Annotated in this window: 13 protein-coding genes; 8 read left to right on the top strand and 5 right to left on the bottom strand. The window is 57.8% G+C overall.

Annotated elements, in window-relative coordinates; all coding sequences use genetic code 11:
• Window positions 1-64 precede the first annotated feature (64 nt).
• From DDT56_RS05545 to DDT56_RS05530, 4 genes are read left to right on the top strand one after another with little or no spacing between them, the layout of a single operon-like run.
• Entirely contained in the window at window positions 65-1,768 is a 1,704-nt protein-coding gene (locus tag DDT56_RS05545; protein WP_417903687.1) for a TolC family protein, read from the top strand.
• Window positions 1,768-2,511 carry an efflux RND transporter periplasmic adaptor subunit gene (locus DDT56_RS05540; RefSeq protein ID WP_136165499.1) on the top strand — a complete coding sequence of 248 codons (744 nt, stop codon included), beginning with the start codon at window positions 1,768-1,770 and terminating at the stop codon, window positions 2,509-2,511. Before DDT56_RS05545 ends, DDT56_RS05540 begins: the two co-directional genes overlap by 1 nt.
• Window positions 2,508-3,863 carry an efflux RND transporter periplasmic adaptor subunit gene (locus tag DDT56_RS05535; protein ID WP_136165498.1) on the top strand — a complete coding sequence of 452 codons (1,356 nt, stop codon included), beginning with the start codon at window positions 2,508-2,510 and terminating at the stop codon, window positions 3,861-3,863. Before DDT56_RS05540 ends, DDT56_RS05535 begins: the two co-directional genes overlap by 4 nt.
• The gene (locus DDT56_RS05530) at window positions 3,863-6,022 is read left to right on the top strand and encodes an HlyD family efflux transporter periplasmic adaptor subunit (protein WP_246856729.1); all 2,160 of its coding nucleotides are present in this window, start codon (window positions 3,863-3,865) and stop codon (window positions 6,020-6,022) included. Before DDT56_RS05535 ends, DDT56_RS05530 begins: the two co-directional genes overlap by 1 nt.
• Window positions 6,023-6,104: 82 nt before the next feature.
• Here the strand turns inward: DDT56_RS05530 and DDT56_RS05525 are convergent, their stop codons facing one another.
• Together DDT56_RS05525 and DDT56_RS05520 are read right to left on the bottom strand one after the other, a co-directional pair.
• Window positions 6,105-6,407 carry a helix-turn-helix domain-containing protein gene (locus DDT56_RS05525; protein WP_136165497.1) on the bottom strand — a complete coding sequence of 101 codons (303 nt, stop codon included), beginning with the start codon at window positions 6,405-6,407 and terminating at the stop codon, window positions 6,105-6,107.
• A 5-nt stretch (window positions 6,408-6,412) separates the two neighbouring features.
• The gene (locus tag DDT56_RS05520) at window positions 6,413-6,769 is read right to left on the bottom strand and encodes a type II toxin-antitoxin system RelE/ParE family toxin (protein ID WP_136165496.1); all 357 of its coding nucleotides are present in this window, start codon (window positions 6,767-6,769) and stop codon (window positions 6,413-6,415) included.
• A 591-nt stretch (window positions 6,770-7,360) separates the two neighbouring features.
• On the opposite strand from DDT56_RS05520, the gene DDT56_RS05515 reads away from it, so the two are divergent.
• Genes DDT56_RS05515 through DDT56_RS05500 form a run of 4 tightly spaced genes read left to right on the top strand, consistent with a single transcriptional unit; the run spans window position 7,361 to window position 12,756 of the window.
• Window positions 7,361-9,079, top strand: coding sequence for a polysaccharide lyase family protein (locus tag DDT56_RS05515; protein ID WP_210416985.1), 1,719 nt, complete (start codon window positions 7,361-7,363; stop codon window positions 9,077-9,079).
• Window positions 9,080-9,130: 51 nt separating this feature from the next.
• Window positions 9,131-9,880 carry an oligogalacturonate-specific porin KdgM family protein gene (locus DDT56_RS05510; RefSeq protein ID WP_136165495.1) on the top strand — a complete coding sequence of 250 codons (750 nt, stop codon included), beginning with the start codon at window positions 9,131-9,133 and terminating at the stop codon, window positions 9,878-9,880.
• Window positions 9,881-9,937: 57 nt separating this feature from the next.
• Window positions 9,938-11,452 carry an MFS transporter gene (locus DDT56_RS05505; protein ID WP_136165494.1) on the top strand — a complete coding sequence of 505 codons (1,515 nt, stop codon included), beginning with the start codon at window positions 9,938-9,940 and terminating at the stop codon, window positions 11,450-11,452.
• A complete protein-coding gene (locus DDT56_RS05500) occupies window positions 11,449-12,756 on the top strand; it encodes an oligogalacturonate lyase family protein (protein ID WP_136165493.1) in 1,308 nt (435 codons plus the stop codon). The genes DDT56_RS05505 and DDT56_RS05500 overlap by 4 nt, the downstream gene beginning before the upstream one ends.
• Window positions 12,757-12,797: 41 nt before the next feature.
• On the opposite strand, the gene actP is transcribed toward DDT56_RS05500, so the two are convergent.
• From actP to acs, 3 genes are all read right to left on the bottom strand, one after another.
• The gene (actP, locus tag DDT56_RS05495) at window positions 12,798-14,462 is read right to left on the bottom strand and encodes a cation/acetate symporter ActP (protein ID WP_136165492.1); all 1,665 of its coding nucleotides are present in this window, start codon (window positions 14,460-14,462) and stop codon (window positions 12,798-12,800) included.
• On the bottom strand, window positions 14,459-14,770 hold the full coding sequence (locus DDT56_RS05490; RefSeq protein ID WP_136165491.1) for a DUF485 domain-containing protein: 312 nt from the start codon (window positions 14,768-14,770) through the stop codon (window positions 14,459-14,461). The genes actP and DDT56_RS05490 overlap by 4 nt, the downstream gene beginning before the upstream one ends.
• Before the next feature lie 101 nt (window positions 14,771-14,871).
• Window positions 14,872-16,833 (bottom strand): acetate--CoA ligase, encoded by a 1,962-nt coding sequence (gene acs, locus DDT56_RS05485; protein ID WP_136165490.1) that lies wholly within the window; start codon window positions 16,831-16,833, stop codon window positions 14,872-14,874.
• Window positions 16,834-17,189: the final 356 nt, after the last annotated feature.

Genomic DNA, 17,189 nt, shown 5'->3' with positions numbered 1-17,189 from the left:
CAGGCGCCGCCTGCGCAGCATACATAACAACATCAACATACAACATTGGATGGGGAGAACCCTGGTGAATCAGCACATAGCAAAACTCTGGGACCGTACGCCGCAACCCGCCGGTTCACGCGGGCTTAAACTGGCGGTGGCGCTGGCCTGTCTGGGGCTGGCCGGATGTGCGGTAACGCCTGAGCCGGTGACGACGGAACATCAGGTCGCGCAGGCGCTCAGCGATCGCACGCGGATGTTCGCCAATCAGGAACCGGTGCGCGGCACCATCACCCTGGACGAGGCGATTGCCCGCGCGCTGAAATATAACCTGCAACAGCGGGTGGCGCTGATGGAACAGGCGATGGAGGATAATCTGGTCGGCGTCGCCAGTCTGGATATGCTGCCCAGGCTGGCGGCGCGTGCCGGGCTGCAAACCCGCGACAACGTAGCCGGTTCCAGCAGCGAATCGGTGAGCACCGGGCAGCAGTCGCTGGAGGCTTCCACCAGCCAGGATAAAACCATGAGGACGGCGGATCTGGCGCTGAGCTGGAACGTGCTGGATTTCGGCATCAGCTATTTCAACGCCAAGATGCAGGCCAATAAATCCCTGGCCGCCGAAGAGCGCCGCCGCCGCGTGGTGGCCGATATCACCCGCCAGGTGCGTACCGCCTACTGGGAAGCCGCCACCGCCCAGCGTTTGCAGCCGGAGGTGACGGCCGCGCTGGTCGAGGCGCGTCAGTCGCTGGAATATGCCCGTCAGACCGAGCAACAGCGTCTGCTGGCCCCGGTGGAGGCGCTGCGTTTCCAGAAAAACATGCTGGAAATGGTGCGCCAGCTGGAAATCGTCGATAGCGATCTGGTGGTCGCCAAATCCCGTCTGGCGTCGCTGATGAACCTGCCGCCGGCCAGCTCATTCGATGTGGTGGTGCCCGGAGAAAGCAGTCTGACGGCGCCGAAACTGGCCTACTCGCTCGACGATCTGGAAAACTTCTCGATGGTGCAGCGTCCTGAAGTGCGCGAAGAGAGCTATCAGGCGCGCAATGCGGTGCTGGAAACCCGTAAATCGCTGCTGCGGCTGCTGCCGGGCGTGTCGCTGTTCGCCGGCATCAACGGCGACAGCAACAGCTATCTGGTCAATCACCAGTGGGCGAACGCCGGGGTTCAGGTCAGCGGCAATCTGCTGAATGTGCTGTCATGGTCGCCGGTGAAGCGCGCCGGACAGGCGAATGAGGATCTGGCGGAAGCGCGGCGTCAGGCGCTGCGTATGGCGGTGCTGACGCAGGTGAACGTGGCCTGGCAGGAGTATCAGCAAAGTATGCGCATGTTCAGCCGCTATCAGGAGCTGGCCCGCATTCAGCGCGGCATCCTGAATCAGACCGAGTTAAACGTGCGCCATCAGGCGGAAACGCGGATGGAACAGGTGCGCGTCAGCACCGAAACCATCCTTACCACCCGCGCGCGCGACCGCAGTTTCGCGGACGTGCAAAACGCATTGGGCGCGGTGTATCAGGCCGCCGGTCTGGATGTGCTGCCGGATAACGTCGGCGATACCAGCCTGGCGGCGTTACGCAATACCATCGCCCGCGCCACCGGTAATATCGAAACCGGCAGCGTGCCGGTGCCGCGCCTGTCGCTGGCGACGCCCGCCGCGCCGACCGCGGTGGCGGCAACGCCGACGCCGGCGGTCGCGCAACCGGTCGCCGCCATCGCCGGCAAGCCCTACCGCACGGTAAACACCGATATGTGGGATAACCTGCAATCCCTGCAGGCCGGGGGATCCCACTGATGAAGGCGCAGCAGTTGCTGCTGGCGGGGGCGTTGCTGACGCCCCTGTGGGGGCAGGCGGCCGCTGACGGCGATATCCGCGTACAGCTTAGCGCCCAGCGTTATACGGTGCTTTCCAGCGAAATCGCGGCCAAAGTGACGGATATCGCGGTGAAAGAGGGCGAGCATTTTAAACAGGGCGATACGCTGCTGACCTTTGACTGCGCGGTGCTGAAGGAGAAACTGAACTATTCCGCCGCCGCGGAAAATGCCGCGCGTAAAAAACTGGTCATCGCCAACCGACTGGATAAGCTCAACTCGATCAGCCTGTCTGAGGTGGATCAGGCGCGTTCGGCGGTATCCATGGCGCAGGCGGAAAGCGGCGTGAACCGCGCCATGCTGCAACGCTGCGCCATCAAGGCGCCGTTCTCCGGCCGGGTCACGGAAAGCAAAGTCAAGCGCTGGGAGTCGGTGCCGGAAGGCAAGGAACTGCTGGCGATTTACGATGACAGCGCCTTCGAGCTGGAAATGATCGTTCCTTCCCGTTGGCTGACGTGGTTAACGCCGGGCCACGCCTTTCAGGTGACGCTGGATGAAACCGGGCTGAGCTATGCGGCGGAAATCAGCCGCCTCTCCTCGGCGGTCGATCCCGTCAGCCAGTCGGTGAAAGCGTTTGGCCGTCTCACCCAGCCCACCGCCGGATTGCTGCCGGGGATGAGCGGGGTGGCGCAGATCTCGCCGGCGGCGGGCGGCGGCGCGCCATGACCCGCAATCACAGCGCCGCGCAGACGAACGAGCAGGATAGCCGGCTGGCGCTGCTGGCGGAGCTGTTGCTGCTGCAAAGCCGCGCCAGAGCGCGGGAGACGCCGGACGAGCTGGCGTTTTTGATGGTTAATGAAACCCACGGCCTGGTGAAATATCGCCAGGCGCTGCTGTGGGACTGTGAAAAACAGCGCCTGCGCGCAGCGTCCGGCCTGGTCTCCATCGATGACAACGCGCCGTTTTGCATCGAGTTCGGCCGCCTGTGCCGCCGGTGGCAGCAGGAGGATCGGCCGGTTCAATCCCTGAGTTGGCAGGAGCTGCCCGCCAACGACCAACTGCTGTGGCAGGAGTACCTGCCGGCGTTTTTGCTCTGGCTGCCGCTGCGGCGGCCGCAGGGTGAAACGCCGCTGGTGCTGATACTGGCGCGCGACGGCGCGTGGCAGTCCGGCGAACTGCTGCTGCTGGAAAAGCTGGCGGATGCGTACTCCCATGCGTGGATCGGTTTGCGTAAAACCCGGCGCGGCAAAACGGACGCCCGCCCCAACCGGCGCTGGCTGATACTGGCCGGGGCGGCGGCGCTATTGCTGATGATGCTGTTCCCGGTGCGCCAGTCGGTGCTGGCGCCGGCGGAGATCGTGGCGCATCGCCCGGTGATGGTGCGCGCGCCGGTGGCCGGGGTGGTGGACGATATTCTGGTGCGGCCCAATCAGCAGATCGCCGCCGGTCAACCGCTGGCGCGGCTGGATGCCCGTGAGCTGGGAAACCGGCAGGAGTCGGCGCGCCAGGCGCTGGCCACGGCCGATGCCCAGTACCGTCAGGCGCAGCAGCAGGCGCTGTTTGACGCCAATAGCAAAGCCAGCCTGGCGGTGCTGCAAAGCCGGCGCGAACAGGCGCAGAGCGAGATGGACTTTCTGCAGCGGCAGTTGGAACGCATGCAACTGGTCTCCCCGCGCGACGGCGTGGCGATCTTTGACGACGCCAGCGACTGGATCGGGCGGTCGGTGGCGGTCGGCGAGCGGATCATGATGATCGCCGATCCGCGCGATGTTGAGCTGGAAATCCAGCTTCCGGCGGCCGACGCCATCGCCCTGGAGCAGGGCGCGGAGGTGCGTCTGTTTCTCAACGTCGCGCCGAATGCGGCGCAGCGGGCGCAACTGGAGCAGATTGGCTACCGCGCCGCGCCGACGCCGGACAACGTGATGGCCTACCGGCTGAAAGCCCGCTTTACCCAGATCGACGCCCAATTGCGCGTCGGTCTGAAAGGCACGGCGAAAGTGTACGGCCAGCGCACGGTGCTGATCGTCTACCTGCTGCGTAAGCCGCTGGCTACGCTGCGTGTCTGGCTGGGCGTGTGATGATGCAGGAGCTGTCCGCGTCCGCCATAAACAACATAAATCAGCGTCCGGCGCCGGGGCTTAGCCCGCTGCGGGATGAACTGATCCTGCACGCCGGCCCCGCCAACCGCGACGGATCGCCGAGCTGGACGCTGGAGGATCCGCTGCGCGGTCTGTTTTTCCGCATCGGCTGGGCGGAGAGGGCGATGCTGTCGCACTGGTCGCTGGGCGAGTCGGGAAAGATCGTCGCCGCCATTCGCCGCACGTCGCCGCTCAATATCGATGACGGCGAGGTGGCGCATTTCAGTCGTTTCTTGCAGGCCAATAATCTGACGCGGGCGACGGGCGACGAGGCGCTGGCGCAGTTTGGACGACAGTTGGCGCAAAGCCGGGTCTCCCTGTGGCGCAAACTACTGAAAAATTATCTTTTTTTTCGCATTCCGCTGTGGCATCCGGATCGCTTTCTGCACCGTACCCTGCCGTGGGTGGAACCTTTTTTCAGCCGCTTCTTTTTAAATCTGACGCTGATCGCCGCGCTGCTGGGGCTATTTCTGGCCGGGCGGCAGTGGGAAACCTTCAAGCATACGTTTCTGCATTTTTTTACCCTGGAAGGGGCGGCGCTGGCGGGCCTGACGCTCTGTTTTACCAAAGTTCTGCACGAGCTGGGGCACGCCTATACCTGCAAGCGCTTCGGCGCCAAGGTCGCCGCCATGGGGGTGGCCTTTCTGGTGATGATGCCGGTACTGTACACCGATACCTCCGGCTCATGGAAGCTGACCCGACGCCGGCAGCGCATGGCGATAGGCGCCGCCGGCATGGCGACAGAACTGACGCTGGCCGCCTGGGCGACGCTGGCCTGGAGCTTCCTGCCGGACGGCATGCTGCGCAGCGCGGCATTTATGCTGGCCACCACCACCTGGATTATGACGCTGGCGATTAATCTCAGCCCGTTGATGCGTTTTGACGGCTATTTTCTGCTCTCGGACTGGCTGCAGATGCCGAACCTGCAAAACCGCGGCTTCGCCATGGCGCGCTGGAAGCTGCGCGAGTGGCTGTTCGGACTGGGGGACGAACCGCCGGAGCCATTTCCGCGCTGGTTGCGGCGTACGCTGGTGGGCTACTCCTTCTGCGTGTGGATCTATCGTTTCTTTCTGTTTACCGGTATCGCCATACTGGTTTATCACATGGCGTTCAAGCTGCTGGGGATGCTGCTGTTCGCCGTCGAAATTGGCTATTTCGTGGTGATGCCCGTCGTGAATGAAGTGCGCGAATGGAGCAAACGCCGCAAGGATTATCGTATGAACCGGAACATGCTGGTTGCGCTGACGCTGAGCGCTATTTTACTGCTGCTGTTGACGCTTCCCTGGCAGCGCGGCGTTTATGCCCCGGCGCTGCTGCGCGCCGAAGGGCAAAGCAGCCTGTATATGCCGCTGCCCGCGATGATAAACAGCATTGACGTGCAGGTCGGGCAGCCGGTGCGGGCGGGAGACGTGCTGTTTACGCTGTCGGCCGATGCCTTGCTGCATGAACGGCGGCAGCTGGAACGGCAAATCGCCACGCTGAACTGGCAGGGCGCGTTTCAGGTATTCAACAAGGAGGCGGCGGCGGAACACCAAAGGGTGAAACAGGAGCGCGACGCCGCGCTGCAAAAGCTCAGCGTGCTGCAACGACAGTCGGCGCAATTGACGGTGCGCGCGCCGATAGACGGCGTGGTGGCGGATATCGCCGCGCCGCTGGCGGCCGGCGAGTGGCTGGCGCAGGGGGAATGGCTGGCGGTGATCGCCAAACCGGGGGGCGGACTGGTGGAAGCCTTTGTGGCGGAGAAAGACTGGCAGCGCCTGAAAACGGGCGGGCAGGGGCATTTTTACCCGCTGGATGTCGGCAGCCCGGCGTTACCGGCGACCATTGTGGATATCGATCATACCGCCACCCGCGATTTGAGCGCCGTACCTGAACTGGCCTCGACCTACGGCGGCGATATCGCCACGCTGAGCGACGCGCAGCGCAAACTGCACCCTGAGCAGGCGGTTTACCGGGTGCTGCTGCGACTGCCCGACGGCGGCCGCGGCCAGCGCCAGGTTTTACGCGGCACGGTGGTAATGGACGGCGAAGCGCAAAGCCTGCTGGTGCGCGGCTGGAAGGTGGTCTCTGCGGTATTGATACGGGAAGTGGCGTTTTAACGCCGCGCGGTTACCCGCCGGCAACGCCTTGCGATATGCCATGCCGCTTATGGCGGGGCGGCATTGACGGGAGCCTGGCCGCTTAGACGGAAAAACCGTAGCGGGTGCCGTCGGGCAGCTCGATTTCGAGGTGCAGTTTACCGCCGGTGGCTTCAACGTAACGCTTCAGCGATGACAGTTTCAGGTCGCGGCCTCGCTTTTCCATACCGGCTACGGTTGGCTGTTTAATGCCAAGCGCCAGTGCGACTTCCTGCTGGGTTTTCCGCACCCGTTCACGAATCTCCGCCAGATGGATGTTAAGCAACATCTCGTCCGCTTTGGCCCGAGCTTTGGCGATAACCTCAGGATTTTCTCGCTCCAACATTTGGTCGAATGTTCTTGCCATCTTTATCACTCTCCGCTTTTTTTGAGTTTCGCCAGATGAGCAGAAAACTCGCGGTCTGCTATCGGGATGGTTACGGTATAAAATCTTTTCTCATTAGCGGTCTTGTTGCCGCCACAAAGTAAAATGCCTCTCCGCCGGGGATCGAACGCAAAGAAAACTCTTATTGGATCTCCCTGGCTTTGAACGCGCAGTTCTTTCATGTTGCGATGACGTGAACCATTAACGCTGTCCGCATAGGGTCTGGTCAGCATGGGGCCTTTTTCCCGCAGCACCATGATGTAGGCCAGTACATTGATTCTGTCGGCGTCATCCAGGCCGTCGAACCAATGGTCAAAGGTGTCGGTGGTTTCGATAGTCCACATAACTTTCCTTAGTCAATATAGCTTAAATAATATATAGGTGTAAACCTATAATTTCCCGCGGCGGCGCGATAAAGACGGGAAGGCGGAGCCGATCAGCGTTCTTTCAGCACCATAGCGGATAAATAACGGCGGCCAAGCGGTGGCGGAAGGATTAGGAAAGCGTTTCGCAAAAATAGCGGGCTGACTGGGACAGATGATCTACGCGTCTGGGAATAACGGATGGTTTAACGTTAATTAATAAAATAGCGTCGTAATGTCGAATAATTCAATTGTTATTTCTGAGAGATGGATCATGTCAATCTTCATTTGGCTGCCTGATGAAATATCAATATGGCAATAATTTAAAGGTAAGTCATGCTTTCATACCCTATTTTAATCCAGCTGTATGGGAAACCGTCAATATTAGCGTTATCGGTAAAGTGATTTTAATTCCACAATTTTTTAAATGTTTTTCGTTGCCGTGCGGTTCCCTTTTTTATGATTTAGCATTTTTCCAATCGCCAGCGTGGTTACAGAAATGGCGTTCCTCAAAAAAATAAGCCGTTCTGCGGGGATTTTTGGCCGTTACGCTGAATATCAGGAGGATTGACTGTGAAGAAAAGCATCTTGTTGCTAATAATAAGTACCGTGCTGGCGCCCTATGGCTATTGCACGCAGAATAACGCCGTATCCTTATCCGTTTCCGGTATGAACGCGGTATTGGATAATGGCTTGCTGAAGGTTGAATTCGGGGAGGACGGCAGCGCGGCGAGCATTATTAAAGACGGGGTAAATATTATTACCAACCTTTCCGGCGCGCAGCGAGATCCCAGTAAGACACGCAGCGCTTATCTCGATTATTACGTTAAAGGGGTAAAAGATTTCACTCCCGAGCGAGTCGAGGTGATCCGCAATAGCCGTGATATGGCCCATATTGCTTATATCGATGATAAAGAGGGGCTGTTGCGCCTCGAATATCATCTGATTATTCGTCGCGGCGTTAGCGGTATTTACAGCTATGTGGTGGCGGAAAATAACGGCGCCCAGGATGTGAAAGTCAGTGAATTACGCAACGTATACCGTTTCGATCCGGCACGGCTTGATCATCTCTATAACGGCGTCCGCGTGGGGAAGCCGTTGCTTTACAGCCAGCTTGAACAACTGCCGAAGGTGCAGGATGAAACCTGGCGTTTACCTGACGGCCATGTCTATTCCAAATATGATTTTGCCGGTTATATGCGGCAGACGCCTTTCTGGGGGGTATTCGGCCATGGCGTGGGCGCCTGGCTGATTCACGGCAATACCGAGTATTTTTCCGGCGATGCGCTCAAACAGGATCTGCTGGTCCATCAGGACGCCATTATTCTGAATTATATGACCGGCGCGCATTTAGGCACCCCGGATATGATCGCCACGCCGGGCTGGAAAAAATTCTACGGCCCGTGGTTGCTGTATATCAATCAGGGCGATGAACGGCAGGTGATAGCCGACGCCCGACGCCGGTCGGCGACGGAAAAAGTCTCCTGGCCTTATCGCTGGCTGAACGATGCGCGTTATGCCGTGGATCGCACCCAGGTCAGCGGACGGGTGAGCGCGCAACAGCCGGCGACGGTGGTGCTTTCTTCATCACTGGACGAGCCTTTTGATTTGCAGACGCGCGGTTATTCCTATCAGGCCGCCACGGATAGCCAGGGTACATTCCGCATCGACCAGGTGAGAGCCGGGGAATATCAGCTAACCGTCTATGCCAACAGCGGTACGCAACCCGGCGTGCTGGCGCGGCAAAGGGTAAATATTGCCGGTGACAATCAACGGCTGCCGGACATCGCCGTCCCCGCCGCTCCGCCGGTTATCTGGGCCATCGGGCAGGCGGATCGTCAGGCCGGCGAGTTCCGCTTCGGCAATGAAGCGCGTAATTACCGCTGGCAAAACGAGGTGCCCGCGGATCTGATCTTTGATATCGGCCGCAGCGACTATCAGCGGGACTGGTATTACGCCCAGACCAAACCGGGAAAATGGGATATCCGCTTCACCCTGCGGCCGGAAAAGAAAACCTATTACCTGAATATTTCCCTGGCAGCGGCCAGTAATTTCGGCATGACCGACGCCACCACGCCGGAGCTGGCGGTGCTGGTTAATGGAAAAACCGCGGCGACGCTGAAATATGAAAATGATAAAGCCATTTATCGCGGGGCGTTAAAAAGCGGCCGTTATCATTTCGAGCGGATTCCCGTTGACGCGGAATTACTGCGCAACGGAAATAATAGCGTTTCGCTTAAATTGCAGGGCGGCAGCCTGATGTATGACATCATCACGTTCAGCGAAGAGTAATATCTCTTAACTTTCTGATAAATCCGATAAATTATTAATAATGGACTAATAATGAAAACTTCAAATAAAGCATTGATTGCGGCTTCTCTGTCGCTGGTTTTTGTCGGGCAGGCGAGCGCCGATGTGGTATTAAGAAATGTGTCGATGGATTATCGGCATGAATATCGACTACGGGACCGGACGCACTACGATAAGCTGACGCTGGCGACGCAACTCCCCCATGACTATTCATTCGCGGTAGAAACCAAGTTTAAAACCGGCGGGTCCAACGTTAAGGATAAAGCCTATAAAGACCCGGTATTAAACGCGGTGGAAATGACGCTGGCGAAAAAATATCAGTTTGGCAATTGGACGATATCGCCGTTATTTCAGCCGGAGTTTAACTCAACGCGCACCGAATGGAAGTTTGGGGTATCGCCCTGGTATAAAATCAATGATAGCTGGTCGGTCGGCGGATTATATCGTCTGGAATTGACCGATTATGCGCACGATGGCAAGTGTACCAAAGTGGGGACGGTGTGTACCACCAATAAGCATCGCACCGTTAATCGGGTAGATGGTTATTTGCGTTATCGAAGCGGCGATCTGACCACCACCTATAAAATTATCTTCCAGCACGGCGATGAAAATTTATTCGCTAAAAAGAAAAATAATTATGAACAGGAGCTACAGTTCAATTATGCGCTAGGGGATAAAAAGGAGTGGAGTCCCTATATCAGCTTTGGCGATATCAATCGTTCTTCCCAATCCAGCGAGCGGCAGCTTCGGTTGCGCGCCGGGGTAGCTTATACCTTTAAATAATCTGCGCTCACTGAAATACTATTTTTATACTTTATCCCTGCAGGGGAGGGTATTACCATGCCGGAAATAATAAGACGGATTACCTTAAAGAATTACTTCGGCGTTTCTTCGGTTAATATTTTTATCGCCGCGACGCAGAATGTCCTGTCCGCCTGGCTGATGTACTATTACACCACCTACGCCGGACTATCGATTATGGCGGTAGGCACGCTGTTCGCCATCAGTAAATTGGCCGGCGCTTTTTTCTCGCTGTTTTTCGGCGATTTTTCCGATAAATTCGGCCAAACCCGGCTGGGGAAAAAATTTGGTCGCCGCCGCTTCTGGTTATTAATGATTATCCCGGTACATACCATTTTATTTCCTCTGGTATGGCTGCCGGGCATGGGCGTCGCCTACTATTACGTGGTTTATATTCTGTATAACTGCGTATTGCGTATTCCCCAGATCATTATTCCGACCCTGACGACGGAAATGACCACCGACTCGACGGTTCGCGCCAAAATCGAGGGGATGAAACAGGCGGTGGGAGCCATCGCCACCACGGCGATTTCCGCCCTGCCCGGCGTGATGTTTCTGTGGTTCGGCAAAGATATGGCGGCGTTCACCTGGACCATGGTGGTGTGTAATGTCCTGGCCTGCGCCGCGCTATCGCTGCAATACCTGTGGAGTTTTGAACGATCGGCGGAAGAGCTGCATTTTGTCTCCGGCATCGGCGCCTGGCAGGAGATGAAAATGATCTTCCGCGATTTGGGCTCCACCCTGCGGGTAAAAGCCTTCCGCCAACTGCTGGCGATGTTTATTGCGCAAATTTCGGAACGCACCATCTCGGGCTATGTGAATACCTACTTCATCATTTTCGTCATGATGATGAGCCCGACGGTGGTGGCGGGCGCCAACAGCATCGCCTATCTGCTGGGGTTGTTATTTCTCTCCTTTTTTATGTGGTACACCATCAAAACCGACGGGGCCAGGTCTTTCCGCCTGGGGGCATACGTCACGGTGATCGTCTTCGCCGCCTTTGCCTGTCTGGCGATCGTGCGTCCCGCGCATGGGGAAATCTGGCTGATAGCGCTCACCATTATTCTCAATTTCGGCAAAACGGGGATTGCCAACGCCTCTTTTTATCTGATGTCCTTTATCCCCGACGTCGATGAAATCGTCACCCGCGAACGGCGCGAGGCGCTTTTTTCCGGCGTATTCAATTTTGTGGATACGGTGATTCAGGCGTCGATTATGTTTGCGCTGGGGGCGGTGCTCTCCGTGACGGGGTTTCAACAAGGGGTTGACGTGCAACCTCAGATCACCGTGAACAGCATTATTGTTATCTATACCGTTGTGCCGCTCTGTTTCGGCCTGTGGGGGATTATCGTTTCCCGGCGTTTTCGGCTTAACCGGGATAATCACCTGCTGATATTGCAGGAAATATCCCGCCTGAAACAGGGCGGCCACAAGGCGCAGGTCGATGCGCCGACGCGCGCCGCGGTGGAAGAACTGACGGGGTTGCCTTATGAACAATGCTGGCAGACAGAGGCCGCGGAGCAGGCGCTGGAACCGGCGGAGAGGAGAATATGAAAAAAGCACGGCAAGCGGCGTTGGGCGGAAACAGTGCCGCGCCGCGCGAATGGCGCGATGGCGTAACCGGCAGAAGAATTATCCGGCTGTCGGAACTGGCGGGAACCTCGTCGCTCTATTTCCATCAAAATGCGTTCAGCCGCGACGGTCGATTAATGGTGGTGACGACGCCGGAGGGGATCGCCGCGATTGATATGCGAACGCGGCGCAATACGCTGATTATGCCCAGTCCGACGGCGGAGATCCTGATGGTGGGCAGACGCACTTCCCGCCTGTGGTATATCGATGAAGTCGACGGCCGGCGGACGGTGTTTTCTCTGCATCTGCTGACCGGCGAGACGGCGCGGCACTATCGGTTGACGCCCGGCGAAACGGTGAGCGCCCTGAACGCCGACGAAACGCTGCTGCTGGGGAGCGAAACCGGGCAGGAAAAGGCGTTCAACGATATTTTCACCGCCGCGGTATCTGACGCGGCCGGCGGTCATGCCAATCCGCAAGGGGAATGGATGGTCGCCACGGAGATGTATCATCCGCACACCGGGCGGCCGCTGACCTTTGCCGAACAAAAAGAGGTGCATATCAATCAGCGTTTGGAACGGCGTCTGCCGATGACCCTGTTCGTGGTTGATGTGGCCTCGGGAACCCGGCGGGATGTTCATCATGCCACCGACTGGCTTAATCATTTACAGTTTTCTCCCACCGATCCCCAGCAGATTCTGTTCTGCCATGAAGGGCCGTGGCACAAGGTGGACCGTATCTGGACCATTCGTACCGACGGTTCGGCGTTGAGCAAAATCCACACGCGCGCCATGAATATGGAAATTGCGGGCCATGAATTTTTCAGCCCCGACGGCAACACCATCTGGTACGACCTGCAAACGCCGCGCGGCGAGGTGTTCTGGCTGGCGGGGTATGAGCTGCATAGCGGCAGACGCCGGTGGTACGCGCTGGAACGCGATAGCTGGTCGGTACACTTTACTCTTTCCCCCGACGGTAACTATTTTGCCGGCGACGGCGGCGATGAGGAGATGGTGGCGCACGCCAGGGACGGCAAGTGGATTTCATTGTTGGTGCCGGAAAGCATACCGGACGTCGCCGGCATTTCCGCCGCGAATGCGGATAGCCTGATCGATCCGGGCGTACTGCGTTGCCGGCGGCTGGTGGATATGTCCGCCCATGATTATCGCCTGGAGCCGAATCTGGCCTTTACGCCGGACGGCGACTATCTGGTATTTCGCTCCAATATGCACGGCGAGGTGCATACCTACGCGGTGGCGCTTAATGAGACGGAGCACCGCCGCTAACCACCTGTGACGCCTCGGCGTCATTGTTGTAAAGTTTGGCGCTACCCGGTATGAGCGCCGCTGCGCGAGGCGCCGACCCCCGTCTGGGAACGCACGAACTGCGAATGGAAGCGGGCGCGATCCTGCTGGCCGCTTGCCGAACGATCCGTTATCGAGAACAGCCAGATACCGATAAAGGCCACCAGCATCGAGAACAGCGCCGGATATTCATACGGATAGATGGGCGTCGCGTGGCCGAGGATTTTCACCCACACCGTCGGCCCCAGGATCATCAGGATCACCGCCGTCAGCAGCCCGGCCCAGCCTCCCACCAACGCGCCGCGGGTGGTGAGTTTCGACCAGTACATGGACAGCAGAATAATCGGGAAGTTACAGCTGGCGGCGATGGAGAAGGCCAGCCCCACCATAAAGGCGATGTTCTGGTTTTCAAACAGAATGCCGAGCGCGATGGCGACGATGCCCAGCACCAGCACGGTTATTTTCGAGACTTTCAGCTCATTACGCTCGGTGGCTTTCCCTTTCTTGATGACGTGGGAATAGAGGTCGTGGGAAACCGCCGAGGCGCCTGCCAGCGTTAACCCCGCCACCACCGCCAGAATGGTGGCGAAGGCGACGGCGGAGATAAAGCCGAGGAAGAAGTTGCCGCCCACCGCGTCCGCCAGATGCACCGCCGCCATATTGTTGCCGCCGATAAGCTGGCCGGCCGCATCCTTAAAGTCCGGGTTGGCGCTGACCAGCAGGATGGCGCCGAAGCCGATGATAAAGGTCAGAAAGTAGAAATAACCCATAAAGCCGGTGGCGTAGAACACGCTTTTGCGCGCCTCTTTGGCGTCGCTCACGGTGAAGAAGCGCATCAGGATATGCGGCAAGCCGGCGGTGCCGAACATCAATCCCAGCCCCAGCGACAGCGCGGATATCGGGTCGGACACCAGTCCGCCGGGGCTCATGATGGCCGCCCCCTGCGGATGGACGGCCATCGCCTGCTTAAACAGGCCGTCGAAGCTGAAGTTGACGGATTTCATCACCATCAAGGCCATAAAGGTGGCGCCGAACAGCAGCAGCACCGCCTTGATGATCTGCACCCAGGTGGTGGCCAGCATGCCGCCGAACATCACATACATCACCATCAGGATCCCCACCAGCACCACCGCAATATGGTAGTTAAGGCCGAACAGCAGTTCGATCAGCTTGCCGGCGCCGACCATCTGGGCGATCAGGTACAGCGCCACCACCACCAGCGAGCCGCAGGCGGACAGGCTGCGAATCGGTCTCTGCCCTAGCCGGTATGAAGCCACGTCGGCAAAGGTGTAACGTCCCAGATTGCGCAGGCGTTCGGCGATTAAAAACAGAATGATCGGCCAGCCGACCAGAAAACCGAGCGAGTAGATCAGGCCGTCATAGCCGGAGGTATAAACCAGCGCCGAGATCCCGAGAAAGGACGCCGCCGACATATAGTCGCCGGCGATGGCCAGCCCGTTCTGAAAGCCGGTAATGTTTCCCCCGGCGGTATAATAATCGCTGCGCGAGCGCGTGCGTTTGGAGGCCCAGTAGGTGATATACAGCGTGGCGCCGACAAACAGCAGGAACATCACGATGGCCTGAATATTCAGCGGCTGACGCTGAACGTCGCCGGTCAGGGCATCCGCGGCCAGCGCCGCCGGCGCTGAGGCGAGCAGCCCGAACAGCATAATAAAACGTGTATTCATGGCTTTACCTCATCCAGTAACCGTTTGGTCAGGCGATCGAATTCCCCGTTGGCGCGGTAGACATAGATGCCCGTCAGCACAAAGGAGGTCACAATCAACCCCACTCCAAGCGGGATCCCGCGGGTAATGCTGGAGCCGGGCGTTATCGGCGTTCCCAGCCAGCCAGGCGCAAAGGCAATCAGCAGAATAAAGCCGACGTAAAGCGCCAGCATGATCAGGGAAAGCAAGGTGGCGAAGCGCTGTCGTTTATTCACCAGTTCTCTGAACAGCGGGTTACTTTCAATCCGTTGATAAATGGCGTCATTCATCGTAAGTCTCCGGTAATCTGTTGGTGGGGCGGCGTTGTGTAAGGCCGTCGCGCCCACCCGGCGCGAACGTCAGGTTGGGCGAAGCGTATTTCGTCAGAGGATCATTGGGGAGAGGCGCTCATTGCCTGCTTTTCTTCCAGCAGCTTTTCGACCACGCCGGGATCGGCCAGCGTTGAGGTATCCCCCAGGTTACTGGTGTCGCCGGCGGCGATTTTGCGCAGAATACGGCGCATGATTTTGCCCGATCGCGTTTTCGGCAACGAGTCGGTCCAGTGGAGGATGTCGGGGGTGGCGATCGGTCCGATCTCTTTACGTACCCAGTTGCGCACGTCGGTATGCAGTTCGCCGGAGGGCTCTTCGCCGTGATTCAGTGTGATATAGGCATAAATCGCCTGGCCTTTCAGACTGTGCGGGATGCCCACCACCGCCGCTTCGGCGATTTTGGGATGAGCAACCAGCGCGGATTCGATTTCCGCCGTTCCCAGCCGATGGCCGGATACGTTCAGCACGTCGTCGACGCGGCCGGTGATCCAGTAGTAGCCGTCTTCGTCGCGGCGGGCGCCGTCGCCGCTGAAGTACATGCCTTTAAAGGTGGAAAAGTAGGTTTGCTCGAAGCGGTCGTGATCGCCGAACAGGGTGCGCGCCTGGCCGGGCCAGGAGTCGGTAATAACCAGATTGCCCTCGCTCGCGCCTTGCTGCGGATTGCCCAGATTATCCACCAGCGCCGGCTGAACGCCGAAGAAAGGGTAGGTCGCCGAACCGGGTTTGGCTTCGATGGCGCCGGGCAGCGGGGTGATCATAAAGCCGCCGGTTTCCGTCTGCCACCAGGTATCGACGATCGGACACCTGCCGTTGCCGATGGTATTGAAGTACCACTCCCAGGCTTCCGGATTGATCGGCTCGCCGACGGAACCCATGATTTTCAGCGAAGCGCGCGAGGTGCCTTCGATGGCCTTATCGCCTTCCGCCATCAGGGCGCGGATCGCCGTGGGGGCGGTGTAGAGAATATTGACCTGATGTTTATCGACCACCTGCGCCATGCGCCGGGCATCCGGCCAGTTGGGCACGCCTTCGAACATCAGCGTAACGGCGCCGCAGGCCAGCGGTCCGTACAGCAGATAGCTGTGGCCGGTGATCCAGCCGACGTCGGCGGTACACCAATAGATGTCGCCCGGATGATAGTCGAAAACGTATTTGAAGGTCAGCGCGGCATACACCAGATAGCCGCCGGTGGTATGCAGCACGCCTTTGGGTTTGCCGGTGGAGCCGGAGGTATAAAGAATAAACAGCGGATCTTCCGCGTTGATCTCTTCCGGTGGACAGCGATCGTCGGCCTGTTCGATCAGATCGTGCCACCAGAGATCGCGGCCGGCGACCCATTCCGTTTCTTCCCCGGTTCTACGGAAAACGATAGCGTTGGCGATGGTTTTGACGCCCGGATTTTTCAGCGCTTCATCAATGTTTTTCTTGAGCGGGATAACGCGTCCGGCGCGGATGCCCTCATCGGCGGTAATCACCAGTTTGGCGCTGGAGTCGATGATGCGCCCGGCGATGGCTTCCGGGGAAAAGCCGGCGAAAATCACCGAATGAACGGCGCCGATGCGGGCGCAGGCCAGCATGGCCACCGCCGCTTCCGGCACCATCGGCATATAGATGGCGACCACATCGCCTTTTTTTATTCCCAGTGATTTCAGTGCATTAGCAAAACGGCACACCGACTGGTAAAGCTCGCGGTAGGTAACCTTTTTACTTTCTTTGGCATCGTCGCCTTCCCAGATTATCGCCGTCTGATCGCCGCGTTCGGCCAGATGACGATCGAGACAGTTGGCCGCCACGTTTAGCGTACCGTCTTCAAACCAGCGAATCCGAATATGACCGGGATCAAATGAGGTGTTTTTTACCTGTTGATAAGGTTTGATCCAATCAATAATTTTTCCCTGCTCACGCCAGAAAGCGGCAGGATCGTCAATGGAATGCTGATACATCTGCTGATATTGGTCGGCGTTTATCAGGGCATTTTCCGCAATGGCGGCCGGTATGGCATATTTATGATGTTGAGTCATGTGCACTTCTCCTTAAACATGTTAAGGATATGTCAATGAATGGTTAATTGTAGTGATGTGGCAATATTTGTTTCTTTTTTGAGCGATGGATCACGCAATGGGCGAAAAGAGATAAGAAATGACTTAAATAATCCCTGAACGAGCAGTAAATAAGCGAACGGTCGGAAAGTGGGCCGGCATCAATAGATATATATGCCATAATAAAAAAAATTATAAGAATTATTCTCTGTATCACAATGACTATAACGATCAATCTATTGTTTTTAATAGATAATATCTATTGTTATTCCCACTTTGATCGTCTTTTACGATCAAATGGCATAAAGATCTCTCTTATTCCGCCGATAGTGACAACA

This window comes from Brenneria corticis (genome assembly GCF_003115855.1).
Taxonomy (GTDB): domain Bacteria; phylum Pseudomonadota; class Gammaproteobacteria; order Enterobacterales; family Enterobacteriaceae; genus Brenneria; species Brenneria corticis.
This window is presented reverse-complemented; position numbering and strand designations above follow the sequence as displayed.